The sequence below is a fragment of the Micromonospora sp. H33 genome (genome assembly GCF_052068455.1).
GTDB lineage: Bacteria > Actinomycetota > Actinomycetes > Mycobacteriales > Micromonosporaceae > Micromonospora.
In genome coordinates, this window is the sequence record NZ_JBQHDE010000001.1 from 448977 (window position 1) to 467273 (window position 18297).

The 18297-nt window shown below is 74.8% G+C and carries 18 protein-coding genes; 11 read left to right on the forward strand and 7 right to left on the reverse strand.

Annotated features, from left to right (window positions below; genetic code table 11):
* Nucleotides 1-119 precede the first annotated feature (119 nt).
* Entirely contained in the window at nt 120-1517 is a 1398-nt protein-coding gene (eccD, locus tag ACTMS0_RS02110; protein WP_441153359.1) for a type VII secretion integral membrane protein EccD, read from the forward strand.
* 790 nt (nt 1518-2307) lie between these two features.
* Here eccD and ACTMS0_RS02115 read toward each other — a convergent pair.
* Nucleotides 2308-3492: a type VII secretion protein EccE gene (locus ACTMS0_RS02115; protein WP_441153360.1), complete on the reverse strand. Its 1185-nt coding sequence runs from the start codon at nt 3490-3492 to the stop codon at nt 2308-2310.
* A gap of 152 nt (nt 3493-3644) precedes the next feature.
* Between ACTMS0_RS02115 and eccB the strand changes: the two genes are divergently transcribed.
* The 5 genes from eccB to ACTMS0_RS02140 all read left to right on the forward strand — a co-directional run bounded on the left by eccB (nt 3645) and on the right by ACTMS0_RS02140 (nt 8681).
* Nucleotides 3645-5102, forward strand: coding sequence for a type VII secretion protein EccB (gene eccB / locus ACTMS0_RS02120; RefSeq protein ID WP_441153361.1), 1458 nt, complete (start codon nt 3645-3647; stop codon nt 5100-5102).
* A gap of 97 nt (nt 5103-5199) precedes the next feature.
* Nucleotides 5200-5568 (forward strand): hypothetical protein, encoded by a 369-nt coding sequence (locus ACTMS0_RS02125; protein ID WP_441153362.1) that lies wholly within the window; start codon nt 5200-5202, stop codon nt 5566-5568.
* Nucleotides 5561-6832 (forward strand): WXG100 family type VII secretion target, encoded by a 1272-nt coding sequence (locus ACTMS0_RS02130; protein ID WP_441153363.1) that lies wholly within the window; start codon nt 5561-5563, stop codon nt 6830-6832. The genes ACTMS0_RS02125 and ACTMS0_RS02130 overlap by 8 nt, the downstream gene beginning before the upstream one ends.
* A gap of 265 nt (nt 6833-7097) precedes the next feature.
* Entirely contained in the window at nt 7098-7703 is a 606-nt protein-coding gene (locus ACTMS0_RS02135) for a hypothetical protein (RefSeq protein ID WP_441153364.1), read from the forward strand.
* Between the two features lie 168 nt (nt 7704-7871).
* Entirely contained in the window at nt 7872-8681 is an 810-nt protein-coding gene (locus tag ACTMS0_RS02140; RefSeq protein ID WP_441153365.1) for a hypothetical protein, read from the forward strand.
* Nucleotides 8682-8866: 185 nt separating this feature from the next.
* Here ACTMS0_RS02140 and ACTMS0_RS02145 read toward each other — a convergent pair whose 3' ends face one another.
* A complete protein-coding gene (locus ACTMS0_RS02145) occupies nt 8867-9202 on the reverse strand; it encodes a hypothetical protein (RefSeq protein WP_441153366.1) in 336 nt (111 codons plus the stop codon).
* A 164-nt stretch (nt 9203-9366) separates the two neighbouring features.
* On the opposite strand from ACTMS0_RS02145, the gene ACTMS0_RS02150 reads away from it, so the two are divergent.
* From ACTMS0_RS02150 to ACTMS0_RS02160, 3 genes are all read left to right on the forward strand, one after another.
* Complete coding sequence (locus tag ACTMS0_RS02150) at nt 9367-9762, forward strand: pyridoxamine 5'-phosphate oxidase family protein (protein ID WP_441153367.1); 396 nt, start codon at nt 9367-9369, stop codon at nt 9760-9762.
* Between the two features lie 451 nt (nt 9763-10213).
* The gene (locus tag ACTMS0_RS02155) at nt 10214-10891 is read left to right on the forward strand and encodes a C39 family peptidase (RefSeq protein WP_441153368.1); all 678 of its coding nucleotides are present in this window, start codon (nt 10214-10216) and stop codon (nt 10889-10891) included.
* A 367-nt stretch (nt 10892-11258) separates the two neighbouring features.
* A complete protein-coding gene (locus ACTMS0_RS02160; protein ID WP_441153369.1) occupies nt 11259-11861 on the forward strand; it encodes a hemerythrin domain-containing protein in 603 nt (200 codons plus the stop codon).
* Between the two features lie 55 nt (nt 11862-11916).
* Here ACTMS0_RS02160 and ACTMS0_RS02165 read toward each other — a convergent pair whose 3' ends face one another.
* Nucleotides 11917-12099 carry an antitoxin gene (locus ACTMS0_RS02165; RefSeq protein WP_441153370.1) on the reverse strand — a complete coding sequence of 61 codons (183 nt, stop codon included), beginning with the start codon at nt 12097-12099 and terminating at the stop codon, nt 11917-11919.
* 154 nt (nt 12100-12253) lie between these two features.
* Between ACTMS0_RS02165 and ACTMS0_RS02170 the strand changes: the two genes are divergently transcribed.
* Complete coding sequence (locus tag ACTMS0_RS02170; RefSeq protein WP_441153371.1) at nt 12254-13351, forward strand: AI-2E family transporter; 1098 nt, start codon at nt 12254-12256, stop codon at nt 13349-13351.
* Here ACTMS0_RS02170 and ACTMS0_RS02175 read toward each other — a convergent pair.
* On the reverse strand, nt 13343-13993 hold the full coding sequence (locus ACTMS0_RS02175; protein ID WP_441153372.1) for a dienelactone hydrolase family protein: 651 nt from the start codon (nt 13991-13993) through the stop codon (nt 13343-13345). The two genes, ACTMS0_RS02170 and ACTMS0_RS02175, sit on opposite strands and share 9 nt — an antisense overlap.
* 226 nt (nt 13994-14219) lie before the next feature.
* On the opposite strand from ACTMS0_RS02175, the gene ACTMS0_RS02180 reads away from it, so the two are divergent.
* Nucleotides 14220-14399, forward strand: coding sequence for a hypothetical protein (locus tag ACTMS0_RS02180; RefSeq protein WP_441153981.1), 180 nt, complete (start codon nt 14220-14222; stop codon nt 14397-14399).
* 70 nt (nt 14400-14469) lie between these two features.
* On the opposite strand, the gene ACTMS0_RS02185 is transcribed toward ACTMS0_RS02180, so the two are convergent.
* From ACTMS0_RS02185 to ACTMS0_RS02195, 3 genes are all read right to left on the reverse strand, one after another.
* Complete coding sequence (locus ACTMS0_RS02185) at nt 14470-16845, reverse strand: glycoside hydrolase family 65 protein (RefSeq protein WP_441153373.1); 2376 nt, start codon at nt 16843-16845, stop codon at nt 14470-14472.
* Nucleotides 16842-17672 carry a beta-phosphoglucomutase family hydrolase gene (locus ACTMS0_RS02190; RefSeq protein ID WP_441153374.1) on the reverse strand — a complete coding sequence of 277 codons (831 nt, stop codon included), beginning with the start codon at nt 17670-17672 and terminating at the stop codon, nt 16842-16844. The genes ACTMS0_RS02185 and ACTMS0_RS02190 overlap by 4 nt, the downstream gene beginning before the upstream one ends.
* A gap of 142 nt (nt 17673-17814) precedes the next feature.
* Nucleotides 17815-18249, reverse strand: coding sequence for a VOC family protein (locus tag ACTMS0_RS02195; RefSeq protein WP_441153375.1), 435 nt, complete (start codon nt 18247-18249; stop codon nt 17815-17817).
* Between the last annotated feature and the right edge of the window lie 48 nt (nt 18250-18297).

The window sequence follows — 18297 nt, forward strand, 5'->3', positions numbered from 1 at the left end:
GCGGCCCGGGTCGTCGGGTGGGCATCGTACGCGCCCGCCATCGTAGGTAATCTCCCGTGGGCGTCACGGACCCGTACGGCGCGGGCCCGGCCGGCCGGACGACGAGCGAGGAGGCCACTGTGGCGACGAAGACGGCGACCGGTGGGCTGAGCCGGATCACCATCGTGGCGCCACGCACCCGGATGGACCTGGCGCTGCCGTCCGACGTACCCCTGGCGGACCTGCTGCCCACGCTGCTCCGTTACGCCGGCGAAGACCTGGCGGACGAGGGCGTCCGGCACGGCGGCTGGAGCCTGGCGCGGCTCGGCGGTCCGCCGCTGGACGGGGGACGGACGGCCGCGCAGCTCGGCATCCGGGACGGGGAGATCCTGTACTTCAACCCGCGCGCGGCGGCCACGCCGGAGATCGTCTTCGATGACGTGGTCGACGCGGTGGCGACCGCCACCAACCAGCGTCCGGGTGCCTGGCAGGCCGGCACCACGCGCGCCTTCGCGGTGCTCTTCGCGGCGGCGGCGCTCGGCGGCGGGGCGCTGGCCGCGCTGTTCAGCGGCCCACCGCAGCTTCCCGGCGCGCTGGCCGCGCTGCTCGTAACGGTCGCCCTGCTGGTCGGTGCCGCGGTGCTGTCCCGGGCCGCCGCCGACAGCGCCACCGGGTCGGCCCTCGCGCTGGCCGGTCTCGGGTACGCGGCCGTCGGTGGCCTGCTGCTGCTCGCCGGCGACCGTACGCTGTCCGAGCTGGCCGCCCCGCACGTGCTGCTCGCCGCCACCGCGGTCGTGCTCGGCGCGGCCGTGGCGGCGCTGGCCGTCGGTGACCGGCTGCCGGTCTTCTTCGGCGCGGTCGCGGGCGGCGCCGCCACCGCGGTCGGCGCGCTGCTCTGCCTCGCGTTCGGCATCGGCCCGGCAGCGGCCGCCGCGGTGGTTGCCGCCGTGGCGTTCGGAGCCGTCCCGGCGCTGCCCATGGTCGCGTACCGGCTGGCCCGGCTGCCCGTCCCGTCCATCCCCACCGGCCCGGAGGACCTGAAGACCGACAGCGAGTCGGTGGACGGGCGGCGGGTGCTCCAGCTCAGCGAACGCGCCGACGAGTTCCTGACCGGCCTGGTGTGGACGGTCTCGCTGCTCGTGCTGGGCGCGGAGCTGGTGCTCGCGCTGGACGGGCGACTGCCGGCCGTCCTGCTCTGCCTCGTCCTGGCCCTGCTCTCCCTGCTGCGGGCGCGGCCGTTCCTCGGCCGGGCACAGCGCACACCGGTGCTGTTCGCCGGGACCGCCGGGCTCGGCCTGGCCGCCGCGGCCGCCTTCGCGGACGGTTCCACGACGCTGCGCCTCGGCCTCATCCTCGGCGGCCTGCTGCTCGCCGCCGTGGTGAGCCTGATCTACGGCCTCACCGTGGCCGGCAAGCGGATCTCCCCGGTGTGGGGCCGGGTGCTCGACATCGTGGAGATCCTGCTCATCATCGCCCTGGTGCCGCTGGCCGTCTGGGTCGTCGGCCTCTACGGCTGGATCGTCAACCTCCGGCCCTGACCCTGGGCTCGCGTCCCGACCCCACTCCGGAACCGGGACGACGTCGATTGACGCGGGCTCGCCGGACCGCCCGCATATGGCCGGCTCAGCCCCATGCCGCGGGCCGAGGCCTGCCGGACAGGCCGCAGGGTGCCGTCGGCGCGCCCCGTGCCGCGGGCCGAGGCCTGCCGGACAGGCCGCGGGGTGCCGTCGGCGCGCCCCGTGCCGCGGGCCGAGGCCTGCCGGACAGGCCGCGGGGTGCCGTCGGCGCGCCCCGTGCCGCGGGCCGAGGCCTGCCGGACAGGCCGCGGGGTGCCGTCGGCGCGCCCCGTGCCGCGGGCCGAGGCCTGCCGGACAGGCCGCGGGGTGCCGTCGGCGCGCCCCGTGCCGCGGGCCGAGGCCTGCCGGACAGGCCGCGGGGTGCCGTCGGCGCGCCCCGTGCTGCGGGCCGCGGCTCGCCGGACACCTCTGCTCGCGGCGCTGTCGAGCTGCCCTCACAGACGGGGCAGCCGTCCGTGGAGCCGGTGGTCTCATGAACGGGGCAGCTCGACAGCGCCCGAAGTCGAGCTTGGGCTTGCCCCCTGACCGGACCCGGGCGAACGGGGTCCGGCGGGCATGGCAATGCCAGGCGGGTGTGGTGGCCCAGCCTGACCTGGCCGGCTAGGCGGGTGTGGCGGCCCAGATTGACCTGCAGGCCAGCCGACGTCCAGGCCACGCCGGACGTGCCAGGCCAGGCCGGACGTGCCAGGTTAGACGGTCGGGGCGTGTCGGGGCGTGTCGGGCCTGTCGGGGCGAACGGTCAGGCGGTCGGTCAGGCGGTCGGTGCCAGGGTGTCGACGCCGGCGGCTACCGGTGCGGTCGCATAGACGCCGGGCGCGTGCTGGCCGTCCACCGGGCGGGACGGCGCGCCGCACTTGCGGGCGACGTCACGGACGACCTTCACCAGCGCCTCGACGTGGTTGTCGAGCGCCGCGACGCGCAGCAGCGGAGCCTCCGGCCGGCCGCCGGGCAGCACCCCGACGGCGAGCGTGTGCGACGGCGCGGAGGTCGCGGTGACCGCGTCCACCAGCGTGGCGAACGACGCCTCGGCGCGTGGCCGGAGGGTGAGGCAACGCTGCGTCCAGCCGCCGCCGCGCAGCCCGGTCCAGGTCTCGGTGGGCGGGGCGGGCGCCAGGTCCAGCCCGGCCGCCGAGACCACGGCGGCGCGCAACTCGTCGCGGCCGAGCGGACGGTGGGCGAGGCCGGCCGCGGTCAGCGCCTTGCCCAGCCGGCCGACACCGGCCGACAGAGTGCGGTGCACCCCGGGCATCCCGCCACCGCGGCTGACCGACTCCACCCGGGCGTCGCGCACCGACAGCCGCAGCGCCACCCAGACCGTACGGTGGGCGGCCGGCGGCGCGCCGGGCGCCGGGTACCAGACCAGGGTGTGCGACACCACCTGGGCCCGGGTCACCGGGCCGCTGAACTCGGTGAGGACACGGACCGCCCGGTCCACCACGGAGGCCTCGACGGGGCCGGGCCCGGGCCGGCCCTGCACCGCCACCGCGGCGAACCAGCCCTGGGCGTCCTGCCCGACGCCCAGCCGGGTTCCCCGGTCGGTCAGCTCGACGACCGTCAGTTCGGGCGCCAGCGGAGCGAGCCGGGGGTCGGCCGCGGTGCCCGCCTTGACGCTGCTCCGTGCCCGCTCTGCGCGTCGCCGCAGGCGCCGGCGCAGCAGCAGGTCCTCGTACCACCAGCGGCCGCCCCGGCGGGCGAGCACGGCGACCACGACCAGGGCGGCGACGACGCCGACGAGCGGGCTGAGCCAGGTCGGCCCGCCCAGCGCCGCCGCGACCGCGAGGGCGCACAGCTCCAGGACGACGAGCTGCCCCACCGCGACGGAGCCGAGCCGACCACGTCGCGGAGCTGGGCCGGCCGGGGCGGTGGTCGGCCGCTCCGCCCGGGCCGGTGCGCCGGTCTGCGGGGGGCGGCCCGGAGGCGCCTGAACCTGCGTCATCGGTGGCAGTCCTTCCTGGACGGACCGCGGCGGCATCATCACCGGCGCGGGCGGCGGTCCCGGTGGCCCGCCGACGGCCCCTTATCGTAGGGAAGCCCGCGGCGCCGATACGGACCCGATCGTCGCGGACCCACCCCCGCCGGAGGTTAGCCATGCGGACCCGCCGCGACCAGGTGCAGGCGTACCGCTTCGTCACCCGTCGCATCGTCTCGGCGCTGCTGTCGGGCGATCCGGAGACGAACAACCTGCCGATGCGGCGGCTCGGCATGGCGGTCTTCGGCAGCGTGATCGCCGCGGCGGTGGTGCTCGGCGGCGCCGGCGCGTACGGGCAGCTCACCGGCAACACCGCCCCGCTGGAGCAGAACACGCTGGTGATCGAGCGGGAGACCGGCGCGACGTACGTCTTCCTGGACGGCCAGCTGCACCCCACGCTCAACTACGCCTCCGCCCGCCTGATCCTCGGCGAGGCCGACCCCGCGGTCCGCACGATGTCGCAGGCGTCGATCCGGGACCGGCCGCGCGGCCGTACCGTCGGCATCGTCGGCGCCCCCGACGCCCTCCCGGACCGCAAGTCCCTCACCGGCCTGCCGTGGTCGGTCTGCGACGTGCCGGACCCGGCCGGCGCCGGCCGCTCGACCACCCGTCTGGTGATCGACCGCACGCTGCCCGGCGGCACCCCGCTCGGCGACCGGGCGGTGCTGGTCCAGGTCGACGGCCAGCGTCACCTGCTCACCGGCGACGCCCGGCTGCGGGTGCTCGGCGGTGACCAGGCGACCGCCGCCCTGCGGATGGCCGGGGCGCCCACGCTCGCCGTCGGCCAGCAGCTGCTCAACGCGGTGCCCGCCGGCCCGGCCCTGCGCGAGCCGTCCATCCCCGGGGACGACGAGCCGGGTCAGGTCCGCGTCGGCGGCGCCGAGGCCCGGATCGGTCAGGTCTTCCGGGCGGCGGGCCGGCACTACGTCCTCACCCGGGAGGGACTGGCCTCGATCGGTGAGGTGAGTGCGCTGCTGCTGCTGCGCGCCGGCGGCACAGTGACCGACATCACTCCCGACGAGGCGGGCCGGTTGCTGACCGATCAGCCCGTGGAGGCGGAGGGCCTCCCGCAGACCCTGCCCGCGCTGCATCCCGTCGCACCGGGCCGGTCGGTGCTCTGCGCGACGTACCGCGCGGGCGCGGACGGCGGGCCGCCCACCACCACGCTCGAGGTGTTCGACCGGGCCCCGGCCGAGCTGTCGCCCGGGCCGGAGGGTCCGCTGCCGGTCCGGCAGTCCAACCGGGACGGGGTACGCACGGCCGAGGCCGTGCTGCTGCCCGGCGGCAAGGGTCTGCTGGTCCAAGCCGCGACGGGCTCCGGGGAGAGCGGCGCGGCCGCGCCCGGTGCCACCGTGCACCTGGTCACCCCCCAGGGGCTCCGGCATCCGCTCGGCCCCGGCGCGCAGACCGCGCTCGGCTACGAGGGAGTGACCCCGCTGGTCGTACCGGCCTCGCTGCTGGCTCTCATCCCCACCGGCCCCACCCTCGACCGGGAGGACGCGCTGACGCGGTACGCACCGGCCGACCCGTCCCCGCCCGCCACGTCGGGTGCAAGCGGAACGCCGACTGCCGAATGACGGGATCGGACGGCCGGCGGGTCGCCCGGTGTCGCATCGGTCGACTAACCTGAGCGTCGCCAACGGTTATCGACTCACGACGTACGGGGAAGCTGCCATGACCGGGCGCACGACAGTCGACCTGATGTCCCTTGAGGACTTCCACCGGAAGCTCGCCGACCGGCTGGCCGAGGCGGAGCGGGCCGTGCGGAAGCTCGACACCGAGATGCAGTGCCGGCCGCCGGCGCTGGGCACGTTCACCGATGCGACCGACAACGCCCGACGGTACAGCGACATCCACCTGGCCTACTCGCAGCACGTCGCGCGTCTGCGCACCGCCGTCGAGGCCGCGCAGAGCGCGACCGCCACGATCCTGGCCCGCTACCGCACGGCCGAGGCCCGCAACGCCGCCAACTCTGCCGACATCGCCGCCGCCCTCGTCGGGGTCGACGAGGCGATCACTCGGGAGGAGCAGCCGCGTGTCTGAGTACACCCAGCGCTACCAGGCCGAGAGCCACCAGGCGCTCTACGACGGCGTGATGGCCGGCCAGCCCGGTCAGATCGAGGGCGTCGCGGCACAGTGGACGACGCTGAAGGGCATCGTCGACGACCTCCGCCGTGAGCTCAAGGGCGACCTGGAGAAGCTGGCCAACACCTGGACGGGCGACGCGGGTCAGGAGTTCCAGCGGCGGCTGGGCTTCGTCGCTTCGTACGCCGAGTCCCTTGGCGAGGGCATGGCCGACGTGAGCCGCGGGCTGACCCTGATGGCCGACCATCTGCGGACCGCCAAGGAGCAGGCGGAGAGCCCGGCCGAGACCGACGACCACGACCAGGCGATGTCCGGCGCGGCCAAGGGCGCGGTCTTCGGTGTGCCCGGCATGGTCGTCGGCGGCCTGCTCGGCCACCAGCAGGACAAGGCCGAGCAGGAGAAGGCGCACCAGCGGATGGTCAACGTGGTCTCGGAGCTGGCCGCCGGTTACGACCTGTCCGCGTACGGGCGGCTGGTGCCCCCGCCGCCCCCACCACCGGACACGCCGGGCTCGGTCAACCGTGACGCCACGGCCCCGCGCAGCGGCCCGGCAGTCGGCACGCCGACGGCCGCGCCCACCGCCAGCGGGCTCTCCGCGCGCTCGGGCGGGGAGACGGCGTCAACGCCCGACCGGGCGTCGGGCGGGCCCACGTCCGGAAACGGGGGAACCGCGACCGCGCCCGGGGCCGGCGTCCCGGGCACCGGGACGCTCGGCGCCGCGCCCGTCGGCGGCACCTCGCTCGCCGGCGCCGACCCGCTGCTCGGCGGCGCGCTGGTCGGCGGCGCCGTCGCCGGCCTGGCCACGCTGGGCCGGGGAGGCGGCACGACGGCGACCCCGGGCACCGGTCCCGGCCTGACGTTCGGCATGCCGGGCGGCACTCCGGCCGGCGGAATCGTCGGCACCGGCGCGCTGGCCGGCTCCAGCGGCGCGGCGCCCACCTCGGCCCGGCCCGCCGGCGGCACGGCCACGCCGGACAGCCGGTCGGCGACCGGGATCGGGCGCAGCGTCGACGGCCGCCGCGGCGAGGGCTCCGGCCGGGACGCCGCCACCCGCCAGGGCACGGCCGCCAGCCGCACCGCCGCCGGGACCCGTCCGGGCCTGCTCGGCGCCGGCCACGGCAGCGACGACGAGCCGTCCGACGGCCGGCTGACCTGGCTGACCGAGGACGAGATGGTCTGGCAGGACGGCCCGGAGGGCGCGCCGCCGGTGCTCGGCAACTGACTCGACCACAGACGGAAGGGGCCACCGATCGGTGGCCCCTTCCGCTGTCTTGAGAAACGGTACGCCGCTCAGGGGCGTCCTCGCCGGGACAGGGTCATGTCGCACACGTGGCCGTGGTCGACCGCCTCGACGTTCCTGGGACGCTGCATGCCCGCTCGCGGGCGTCCAGCCGGAGAACGGTCCACATCGCACACGTGGCGGTGGTCACCCGTGTCTTCGGCCCTGGCCCGCTGCATCGAACGGAAACCGGCGATAGGTTGGTCGGGTGCCGTCCGTCGCGTCCACCCACCCGCTGTGGGGCGCCGTGCTGCGATCGCTGCGCGAGATGACACGACTGGCGGTGGTCGCGCTGGCGCTGGCCAGCGGGGTCGGTGGCGCCACGGCCGCCAGCGCCGCTCCCCTGGCGGCGATCAGCGAAGCGGCCCGCCCGATCGTCCCGGCCGCTTCCCATTCCCTGGCCGCACTCCGGCCCGACCGCTCGCTTGCGATGTGGAGCGCCGCCCCCGCCGCACGGGACGCGGCGGCGGCCACCTGGGCCACCGAGGCCGCACCTCGCGCCCACCTGCTCGCCCTGGCGGTCGCGCCGCTGCCGACGTCCGGCGAGGCTGCGGGCACGCCCCCGTCGGCCGTGCTGGCCCCACTGTCCGTTAACGACGCCGCGACAGGCACCTACGGGGCCACGGTCAGTGTGCAGTTGCTCGTTCGCGACGCTCCGGTGGGCGCGCCGCAGGCCGCCGCGGGTGCCGTGGCCGCCGTGCTCCGGCACGTCCGGGACGCCGTGGCCGGCGCGCCGATCGGCGAGGGCGACGTCCGGCCGGTCGGTGAGTCGACCAGGGGCGCAGCCACACGCCGGGGCCCTCCCTCCGCCTGACCCGGCCCCACGCGAGGAGCAGCGCCAGCCGCCCGCTCCTCGGCCTTCAGATCTTGGAAGATTTCGGCCCCTCCAGGGGCACCAGACTTCCAAGATCTCGTGAACCCGCTTCGCCCGTCACCGGGCCACCACAGTCGAGCCCGTCCTTCGACCGCAAGGTGTCACCTGATGCAGACCGTGCTCTCCGCCGTCCTCCCCGACGTCCCCCGCGCCGCCGCGATCTGGCTCAGCCTGCTCGCGGTGGTCGCCGTCACCATCGCCGCCCTGCTGCTGCGCCCCGGCCGGCTGCGCTTCGACGCGGGCGCGCGCATCCACCGGGCCGCGATGCCGAGCGAGCTGGAACGGGCGGCCGAGGTACGGGAGCTGAGTCGGTACGCCGGGGAGGTGGCGGTGGCCGCGGATCGGGCGGCCGCCACCGCCCACCGGCTGCGTACCGAGTGGTTGACCGCCCAGGAGGCGGTCGAGTCGGCCTGGACGGCGTACGAGGAGGCGGAGGCGGACGTGCGCCGGCTGACCGCGGCGGCGGCGCTGCCACCGCCACGAACAGTTCGCACCCCGGCGGAGTACGCCGAGCGGGAGCGGTTCCTGCACCGGGCCGCGCTGGCCGCGTACTGGCGGCGTGAGCTGTCGGTGGAGCAGCTCAGCGCGGTCTTCGCCCATCAGGACGGGTGGGACCCGCGGCTGCACCCGGTCGAGCAGGAGCTCGTGCTGCGCCGGGCGGTCCGCGACAACCTCGCCGCCCGCCACCGCGCGGCCCGGGAGCGGGAGCAGTCGGCGTGGCGGGCCGCCGAGCGCGCCGCCGAGGCGGCACGTGCCCTGCGCGAGGAGGCGTACGCGGCGACCCGCCGCCGCCCGGAGGAGCAGTCGTCGGTGCTCGCGTTGATCGGCGGCCCCGAGCCGGAGCAGACCCGGGAGATCCCGGCGGTGGCGCCGAAGGGGGCGGTCGCCCGGGGTCGCGCGGCCGTCCCGGCCTACTGACCGGCGCCGCCGTCCCGGCCTACTGACCGGCGCGACCGCAGCGGCTTACTGAGGCCGGGCACGGCCGTGGGGTCTACCGACGGCCGGGCACGGCCGGAGCGGCCTACCGACCGCCGGGCACGGCCGGAGCGGCCAACCGACCGCCGGGCACGTGCGGTCTATTGACCGGGCAGGTCGTAGCGGCCCTACTGACCGCCGGGCCGGCGGGTGACCGCTGGTGGGGTCGGCTGGCCGGGGAGCCCGGGGTCGGCGCGGTGGGCGGTCCGGCGTTGGCGGACGAGGCGGCCCAGGTAAAGCAGGGTGCCGGCCAGCACGGCCATGTCGTCCAGGTAGATCGGGTCGGGCAGCACGTCGACCGGCAGGATCGTGTAGACCAGCGCGCCGTAGAAGGCGACCCGGCCTCCGACGCCGAGGCTGCCGAGCATCCGACGCATGCGGAACACCCGGATCGCCAGCAGCACGGCACCGACGAGCGTGACCACCGCCACGACGCCGAGGATCAGCCAGGCCTCCCACGACACACCCGTCACGCTAGCCCAACCCGACCACCCCCGCCGGGTGTGCGCGTTCCGGTCGCACAGTCGCGGTGCCTCGGGAAGGGCGAGGAACACCGCGCACCACCACTGCACGATCGAGGAACGTAGGAGCGTGGAAGGATCGGGGCGGGCTGGCAACGGGTGGAGGGATGCGGGTGGAACTGCAGGATGAGCGGGTCGTCCAGTTCTGCCGGGAGCGGCACCTCGCCACGTTGACCACGCTGCGCGCCGACGGCACCCCGCACGTCGTACCGGTGGGGGTCACCCTCGACCCGGCCGCCGGCCTGGCCCGGGTCATCACCAGCGGAACGTCCAGCAAGGCCCGCCACGTGGCCGCCGCCGGCGCCGAAGGCGCTCCGGTGGCGGTGTGCCAGGTCGACGGCCGGCGCTGGCTGACCATCGAGGGGCGGGCGGTTGTGCGGTCCGATCCGGAGTCGGTCGCCGAGGCCGTACGCCGGTACGCCGAGCGCTACCGCACCCCGCGCCCGAATCCGGCCCGGGTCGTCATCGAGATAGCCGTCACGCGCCTCCTGGGCGGTCTGTGATCACCTGACCGATTCCCGGGTCGGGTGCCCCCGCCGCCGGCCCACGTCGGGCGGATGCAACCCAGCCCAAGCTGGGCGGATGAGCCCTGCCGGCCCACGCCGGGCGGATGAGCCCCGCCCGCCCACGCCGGGCGGATGAGCCCCGCCCGCCCACGCCGGGCGGATGAGCCCCGCCCGCGCCGGCCCCATCCGCAGCCGGTCACCGCACCCATGCCAGCCATACCGCGGTGACCGGCGCCACGCGTACCGCGGAATCCCCGCCCTTCCCCTGCTGTTGCATTCCCCGGTGGTCGAACCCGGCGCGGAATGCCCGTCCGGGTGCGGCCCGTTGCAGGACCTGTACGCCCGCGGGCCGTCGCGCCCGGGGCTCTCCAGTCCGTGAGCCGAGCGCCTTTCCTGGTGCTTGCCGTCTTCGACCGAAGGCGTCAGACCCCCGAATGGAGCCCGACCCATGAACCCGATTGTGAAGAAGAGCAGCCTGTCCGTGGCCAGCCTGCTGGTTGCCGGCGGCTGCGTCGTCGGCCCGGCGGCCGCCGCTCACGCCGCCCCGACCCTCACCGACCCCGTCACGTCGGTCCGCGGCGACAAGCTCGCCGACAAGGCGGACAAGCCGGGCCGGGACAAGCGGGCCGAGCGCGTGTTGGGCATCGAGTATGAGGCGCAGCCCAACTTCTACTACTGTGGCCCGGCCGCGACCCGGATGGCTCTGTCGGCGCAGGGCAAGGCGCTGTCGCAGGACGAGGTCGCGAAGATGCTGGGCACCACCGAGGCCGGCACCGACTCGGCCCTGGACACGACCCGGGTGCTCAACAAGCTGACCGGTGGGAAGTACAAGACCACCGAGATCCGGGGCCCGGTGGCCAAGCCGGCGGAGGTCGAGCGGCTGCGGGAGAACGTCCTCGACGCGCTGGACGAGGGGCGTCCGGTGGTGGCCAACATCAAGGGCACGGCCGTCGACACCGACGGCGCGCCGCACTCGTACGAGGGTGGCCACTACCTGACCCTGGTGGGCTACCGCGACGGTGGTGACCTCATCCGGATCGCCGATCCGGCCGCGCCGCAGGGCGAGTACTGGATGACTCTGGAGAAGGTCGCGAACTGGATCGCGGAGCGCGGCTACTCCTCCTGACCGGTCACGGGCCGGCCTCCCCCGCCGGGGTGGCCGGCCCGTCCGCGTCTCCGGGGCCGGCCCGTCGAGCGGTAGGCGCCGCCCGCCGGTCGGCGGCCGCCCGCCGCCGCACGCGCGCACTCCCCGCGCCGAGGCCCGACCGGCCAGCTCGGCCGCCGCCAGCGCCAGTTCCCGGGCGTGGTCGGGCTCGCGGATGGCCTCGACCGCCCGCCACACCTTGGCCGCGATCCTCGCGGACCATGAGGGCTGCGAACGGCCTCCGGGAGCGCGGGTTTCACGGCCCGGCGAGGACGACGGCGGTGGGTTCGACCGGCGGTTCAGGGGTAGGAGGGCCCGCACCGATTCCGCAACCGGTAAGGGGCACGACATGACCAATCCACAGGCCACCACGGGACGGGACGTCCTCGACGTCCTCATCACCGACCATCGCGAGGTCGAGGTCCTCTTCGTCGAGCTGGAGAACCGGCAGGGCACCCCCGAGCACCGCCGGCACCTGGCCGACGTGGTGATCGCCGAGCTGGTCCGCCACTCGGTCGCCGAGGAGATGTACGTCTACCCGACCGCCCGCAAGGCGCTGCCGGACGGCGACCAGATCGCCGAACACGAGATCTCGGAACACGCCGACGCCGAGCGGACCATGAAGGACCTGGAGTCGGTGGACCCGACCGACCCCCGTTTCGACGAGCTGCTCGCTCACCTCACCAGGACGATCCGGCACCACGTGCAGGACGAGGAGTGCGACCTCTTCCCCCGGCTGCGGGCCGCGGTGGCCCATGAGGAGCTGGTCGAGCTGGCCGACAGGGTGGAGGCGGCCAAGAAGGCGGCGCCGACCCGCCCGCACCCGTCCGCTCCGGACCGGCCACCGGCGAACAAGCTGCTCGCTCCGGGCACCGGTCTCGTGGACCGGGTGCGGGACGCGCTGAGCGGCCGCCCGACCACGATGACGGAACTGCGCGAGAAGGAGAGCTGACACAGGACGATCCCGGGCCGCCCCGTGTGGGGCGGCCCGGGATCGCGTACGCCGGTCAGCGGCCCTGGTCGCCCTCGCCGGTACGCGCCTGGGCCATGTCCACGCCCTTGTCGATCTGCTCGTCGTACTTGCCCTCGGTGCGCTTGTCGGCCTGGTCGCCCGCCTTGTCCAGCCCCTGGTCGACCTGCTTGTCGTGCTTGTCCGCGAAGTCCTTGGCCTTGTCCATGAACTCGCTCACGGCCATCCTCCTCTGTTCGGGGTTGGGCCTTCTGCGTTCCCTGGGCGGATGGCACAAACGCGGACGGACCGTCACCCGGCCGATCTGGCCCTAGCGTGGGTGTCGCGGAAGCGCGCTTCGGGTACCAGTCGCCCGGAGATCGAGGAGGGCCGACGTGGTCGACGACGGACGGACGACTGAGGAGCCGAGGGAGCGTGGGCCTCGGGCAGCCTGGGCCGACCTGCCCTGGTTGGTTCGCTCCGCGGTGCTGTGGAGCGCGTGCCTGGTGGTGGTGGTCGCGGGGCTGTACCTGCTGGGCAGGGTCGCGGTGCTGCTGGCGCCGCTGGCCATCGCGCTCGCCGCGACGGTCTTCCTGACCGCGATGCTGGACCCGGTGCAGCGGCTGCTGCGCCGGCTGCGGCTGCCGGCCGCGCTGGCCGCGCTGCTGACCGTGGTGCTGCTGCTCGGCGTGTTCGTCGGCGTCGGGACGCTGGTGTGGAACCTGACGGCGGGCCAGTTCGACAAGCTGAGCGGCGAGCTGACCCGGGGCGTGGAGCAGACCCGCGACTTCGTCACCTCCACCTTGCCGGTGACCGACCAGCAACTCGACCGACTGATCGACCAGGCCCGGCAGGGCCTCAGCCAGGGCGGCGGGCTCGACCCGGTGTCGGGCGCGCGGACCGCCGCCGAGGTGTTCGGCTCCGCCCTGCTCGCACTGGTGCTGCTCTTCTTCCTGCTCAAGGACGGCCGGACGATGTGGCGGTGGGTGCTCGACCGGATGACCGGGCCGAACCGGGCGGTCACCGCCGAGGCGGGCCGGAACGGCTGGCACACGCTCGGCGCGTACAGCCGGGGCACCCTGATGATCGCGGCGATCGACGCCATCGGCATCGGCCTGGCGCTGGTGGTGCTCCGGGTGCCGCTGGCGTTCCCGCTCGCGCTGATCACCTTCTTCGGCGCGTTCATCCCGATCATCGGGGCGACGGTGGCCGGCGTGGTGGCCGTCCTGGTGGCGCTCGCGGCCAACGGCCCGGTCACCGCCCTGCTGGTCCTGGCCGCCGTGATCGCGGTGCAGCAGATCGAGGGCAATCTGCTGGAACCGCTGATCATGAAGCGGCAGGTGAACCTGCACCCGGCCGTCATCCTGATCGTGGTCACCGCCGGCACACTGATCGCCGGTATCGCCGGCGCCTTCGTGGCCGTGCCGATCACCGCGGTGGTCTGGCGCGTGGTCGACACCGTCCAACGGCACCGCACCGCCCCGTCAGCGTAGGTGGGTGGTGAACCAGGTGGCCGCCTCGTGGGCGACCTGTTCCAGCGTGCCGGGCTCCTCGAAGAGGTGAGTGGCGCCGGGGACGACCGTCAGCTCGGCTGTCTCCGGAAGGGCGTCCTGGGCCTGCTCGTTCAGCGTGATCACCTGCTCGTCGAGGCCACCCACCAGCAGCAGCGTCGGGGCGCGGACCTTGCCGAGCGCCGGGCCGGCCAGGTCCGGCCGGCCGCCCCGGGACACCACCGCCCCGACGAGGTCGGGTCGCTCGGCGGCGGCCACGAGCGCGGCGGCGGCACCCGTGCTGGCCCCGAACAGCCCGATCGGCACCGGACCGAACGGCCGCTCGGCGGCGAGCCAGTCGACGATCGCCGCCAGCCGGCCGGCGAGCAGGCCGATGTCGAAGCGCAGTTCGGCGGTACGGGCGTCGACCGCGTCCTCGGCCGGCGTCAGCAGGTCCACCAGGACGGTGCCGAGGGCACTGTCGTTGAGCACGTGCGCCACCGCGACGTTGCGCGGACTGTGCCGGGAACTGCCGCTGCCGTGCGCGAAGGCCACCACGCCCACCGGTTCCGCCGGCACCAGCAGGTCGGCCGTGAGACGGGGCTCCCCCGCCGGGATCGTCACCTCGCTGCTCCGTACGTCCATACCCCCGCTCGTTCCCGCCCACCTCCACCCCATGCGTGCAAGGAGGGGCCCTTGTTAACGCCTCCGGTAGCGGAAGGGTCCCTTGTTAACACCCCGGCCCCGGTGGGCACGCCGGCCCCGGGCGCCCGGCCCTCCGCGTTTGCCCGCCGGGGCGTCGGGTAGGCGGCGGGTGACCGCAGACCGTACCGGCGCGCACCAGCGCCCCCGACGGATCGCGAGGATCGCCATGGCGCAGCAGCAGCGAGGGTCCCGACAGCAGACCGCCGAGCGGGACCGACGGGAACAGGACGCCGAACGCAACCGGGACTGGGCGGACGAGGCGGCGCAGGCGCGTACGGCCGACGATCCGCGGGCGATGGCCCCCCGCGACGCCGGCGGCCGCCCGTCGCAGGGCCGACCGGTCTGACCCGCTCGAGTGTTGAGAAGGGGCCCTTCCTCCACCGGAGGCGTTGACAAGGGCCCCTTCCTTGCACCCGCTACGGCTCGCGCTCGGGCAGGCGCAGCAGGGGACCGCGGCGGGGCGGCTGCTCCGGGGCTGGACCGGACACCTCGGGCGGGGGGATCGGCACGGTCACCGGCTCGGCGCAGGAGACCCGGATCCGCTCGCCGTGGTGGCGCAGCTCCACCGTCTCGGCCGAGTCGCCGTCGCGCAGCGCGTACGTGGTCTGCTGCGGCCGCACATCGACTCGCAGCCGCATCCCCCGCCACTGGAGCGAGAATTCCAGTCGGCTCAACCGGCTGGAGAGCCGGGGCGTGAACGAAAGCATGCCGTCGTGGTCGCGCAGCCCCCCGAACCCGGCGACCAGGGCTATCCACGCACCCGCCAGGGACGCCATGTGCACGCCGTCGCGGGTGTTCTCGTTCAGGTCGTGCAGGTCCATGAGCGCGGCCTCGCGCAGGTAGAGGTGCGCCAGTTCGGGGTGACCCACCTCGGCGGCGAGCACCGCCTGGGTGCACGCCGACAGCGACGAGTCCCGGACCGTACGGCGCTCGTAGTACAGGAAGTTGCGCAGCTTCTGGTCCGGCGTGAACGCGTCCCCCCGCCAGTGCATCGCGAGCACCAGGTCGGACTGCTTGACCACCTGCTTCCGGTACAGGTCGAAGTACGGGTAGTGCAGCAGCAGCGGGTACTTCTCCGCGGGCGTGTGCGCGAAGTCCCACTCCTGGAGCCGGGTGAAGCCCTCCACCTGCTCGTGGACGTCGATCTCCTCGTCGTACGGGATGTGCATGGCGGCCGCCGCGTCCCGCCAGGCGGCCGCCTCCTCGTCGGTGACGCCGAGGTGGAACGCCTCGTCGCGGTACCGCATCACCGCGTCCGCCGCGCTGATCAGGTTCCGCTGGGCCATCAGGTTCGTGTAGATGTTGTCGTTCTTGACGGCGGTGTACTCGTCCGGGCCGGTCACCCCGTCGATGTGGAACTGGCCGTGCCGGTCGTGGTGGCCCAGCGACCGCCACAGTCGCGCGGTCTCCACCAGCAGCTCCAAGCCGATCTCCCGCTCCAGGTCGGTGTCGCAGGTGGCGAGCACGTACCGGCGTACCGCGTCGGCGACGTCGGCGGCGATGTGGAACGCGGCGGTGCCGGCCGGCCAGTACCCGGACGACTCCGGCCCCTGGATCGTCCGCCACGGGAAGGCCGCCCCCTTCAGGTTGAGCGTCCGGGCTCGCTCGTGGGCGGCCGCCAGGGTGGTGTGCCGCCAGTGCAGGGCGTTCCGCACTGCGGCCGGATGGGTGTACGTGAGCACCGGCAGCACGAACATCTCGGTGTCCCAGAAGGCGTGTCCGTCGTACCCCGGGCCGGTCAGGCCCTTGGCGGCGATCGGCCGGCGTTCCGCGCGGGCACCGGCCTGGAGCACGTGGAAGAGCCCGAAGCGGACCGCCTGCTGCACCTCCGGGTCGCCCTCCACCAGCACGTCGGCGGCGTCCCAGAACTCGTCCAGGTACTCGCGCTGCTCGCGCAGCAGCCCCTCCCAGCCGTCGAGCCGGGCGGCGGCGAGCGCCGCGCCGACCTGGTCGCGCAGCGCCGGCAACGAGCGGCGGCTCGACCACCCGTACACCAGGTACTTGACGACCCGCAACGTCTCGCCGGGCTTGAGCACGCAGGCGATGGTGGTACGCACCCAGTCCTGGTACCCCTCGGACTCGACGGTCGTCCGCGCCTCGGTCTGCACCTCGTGCTCCATGGCGGCGGCGACCCGCAGCCCGGAGACCTTGGTGCGGTGGATGAGCAGGCCGCCGTCGTCGGTGGTCAGCTCCTCCTCGGCGAGCAGCGGGGACTCCAGCACCGCCGCGACGCGCGGGTCCTTGCTCTGCGGGGGCAGCGTCTCGTTCGCCACCAGCTCCGACTGGATGATCAGGCGCAGCGGCTTGTCGTCGGCGACCTCCACCTCGTAGTTGATGGCGGCGGCCGCCCGCTGCCGGAAGGACACCAGCCGGGTGCTGCGGACCCGCACCTCCCGGCCGGCCGGCGAGCGCCAGTGCACGGACCGGTGCAGCGTGCCCTCCCGCAGGTCGAGCACCCGCTCGTGGGAGAGGAGTTCGCCGTAGCGCACGTCGAGCGGCTCGTCGTCGACGAGCAGGCGGAGAAGCTTGCCGTTGGTGACGTTGACGACCGTCTGGCCGGACTCGGGGAAGCCGAACCCGGCCTCCGCGTACGGCAGCGGGCGCAGCTCGTAGAACGAGTTCAGGTACGTCCCGGGCAGGCCGTGCGGCTCCCCCTCGTCCAGGTTGCCGCGCAACCCGACATGCCCGTTGGACAGCGCGAAGACCGATTCGGACTGGGCCAGCACGTCCATGTCGAGGCGGGTCTCCCGGACGTGCCACGGCTCCACGGGATACGCCCGTTCCCGGATCATGCGCCGGGCTCCCGGTCCCGCACGACCGGACCGCGGTCGATCCGGCTCGACTCGCGTGCCGCCGACTGGCGCCCCGGACCGGCCGGATCACGGTCGAGCAGTTCGGCGAGGTCGCGGACCACCACGTCGGCACCGTTCGCCAGCAGTTCCTCGGCCTGGCCGACCCGGTCGACGCCCACCACGTACCCGAATCCGCCGGCCCGCCCGGCGGCGACCCCGGCGAGCGCGTCCTCGAAGACGGCGGCCTGCGCCGGGTCCACCCCGAGCAGCCGGGCGGCCGCGAGGAACGTGTCCGGCGCCGGTTTCCCCCGCAGCCCTTCGGCCCGGGCGACGAGGCCGTCGACCCGTACCTCCAGCAGCGGTTCCAGGCCGGCCGCCGCGACGACCTCGCGGCCGTTGGCGCTCGCGGTGACCACCGCGCGGCGCAGGCCGGCCGCGGCCGCCGCCTTCAGGTACGCCACCGAGCCGGGATAGACGTCCACGCCGGAGGTACGCAGACGCTCCAGCAGCCGGACGTTCTTGCGATTGCCGACGCCGTTGACCGTGTCGGCCTCGGGCGGGTCGTCCGGCCGCCCCTCGGGCAGCACGATGCCGCGCGAGGCGAGAAACGTGCGGACCCCGTCGGCGCGGGGCCGGCCGTCGACGTACCGGTTGTAGTCGTCGCCCGGGTCGAACGGCCGGAACGGGTCCCCGGTGACCGCCGCGCGGCGGCGCAGGAACTCGTCGAACGTGGCGGTCCAGGCGGCGTTGTGGACGCGGGCGGTCTGCGTGAGCACACCGTCCAGATCGAAGAGACAGGCGGTCACGTGAGCAGGCAGGCCCAGCACGGTACGAATCTATCCAGACCGTGGTGGCGGCAAACCCGGTTCCGCCGAAGCCGGCAGCGTCGGCTACGCGTCCGGTCCGAACTGCCCCCCGGACCGACTCTGCGAGTGACCCGGCGCAGGCCGCCGGCTGGTCGCCGCCGTTCTAGGCGCTGCCGAAGTCGGGGACGATCAACGAGCCGTCCTCCGCCAGCGGGAGGCCCGGGTTGTACGCGATCTCCCAGACGTGGCCGTCCGGGTCGGTGAAGCAGCCCGCGTACCCGCCGTAGAACGTCACCCGAGCCGGCCGGGTCAGGGTGGCCCCGGCCGCCACCGCATCGGCGAGGACGGCGTCGACCTCGGCGCGGGAGTGGACGTTCTGCGCCAGGCTCAGCCCACCGAACCCGTCGTCGCCCGGGTCGGTCACGCCCGCGTCGTCAGCGAGCTTGTCCCGCCCCCACAGCACCAGCGCCGAACCGCCGGCCTGGAAGAAGACGGTCTCCTCGACCTCCTGGCCACGCCAGCCGAGGCGCTCGTAGAACGCGCGGGCACGGGCGACGTCGGCGACGCCGAGGGTGACCAGACTGATCCGCTGCTGCATTCCCGCACCGTAACGCCTCGCCCGGCCGCCACCCGCACCACGCGCTGG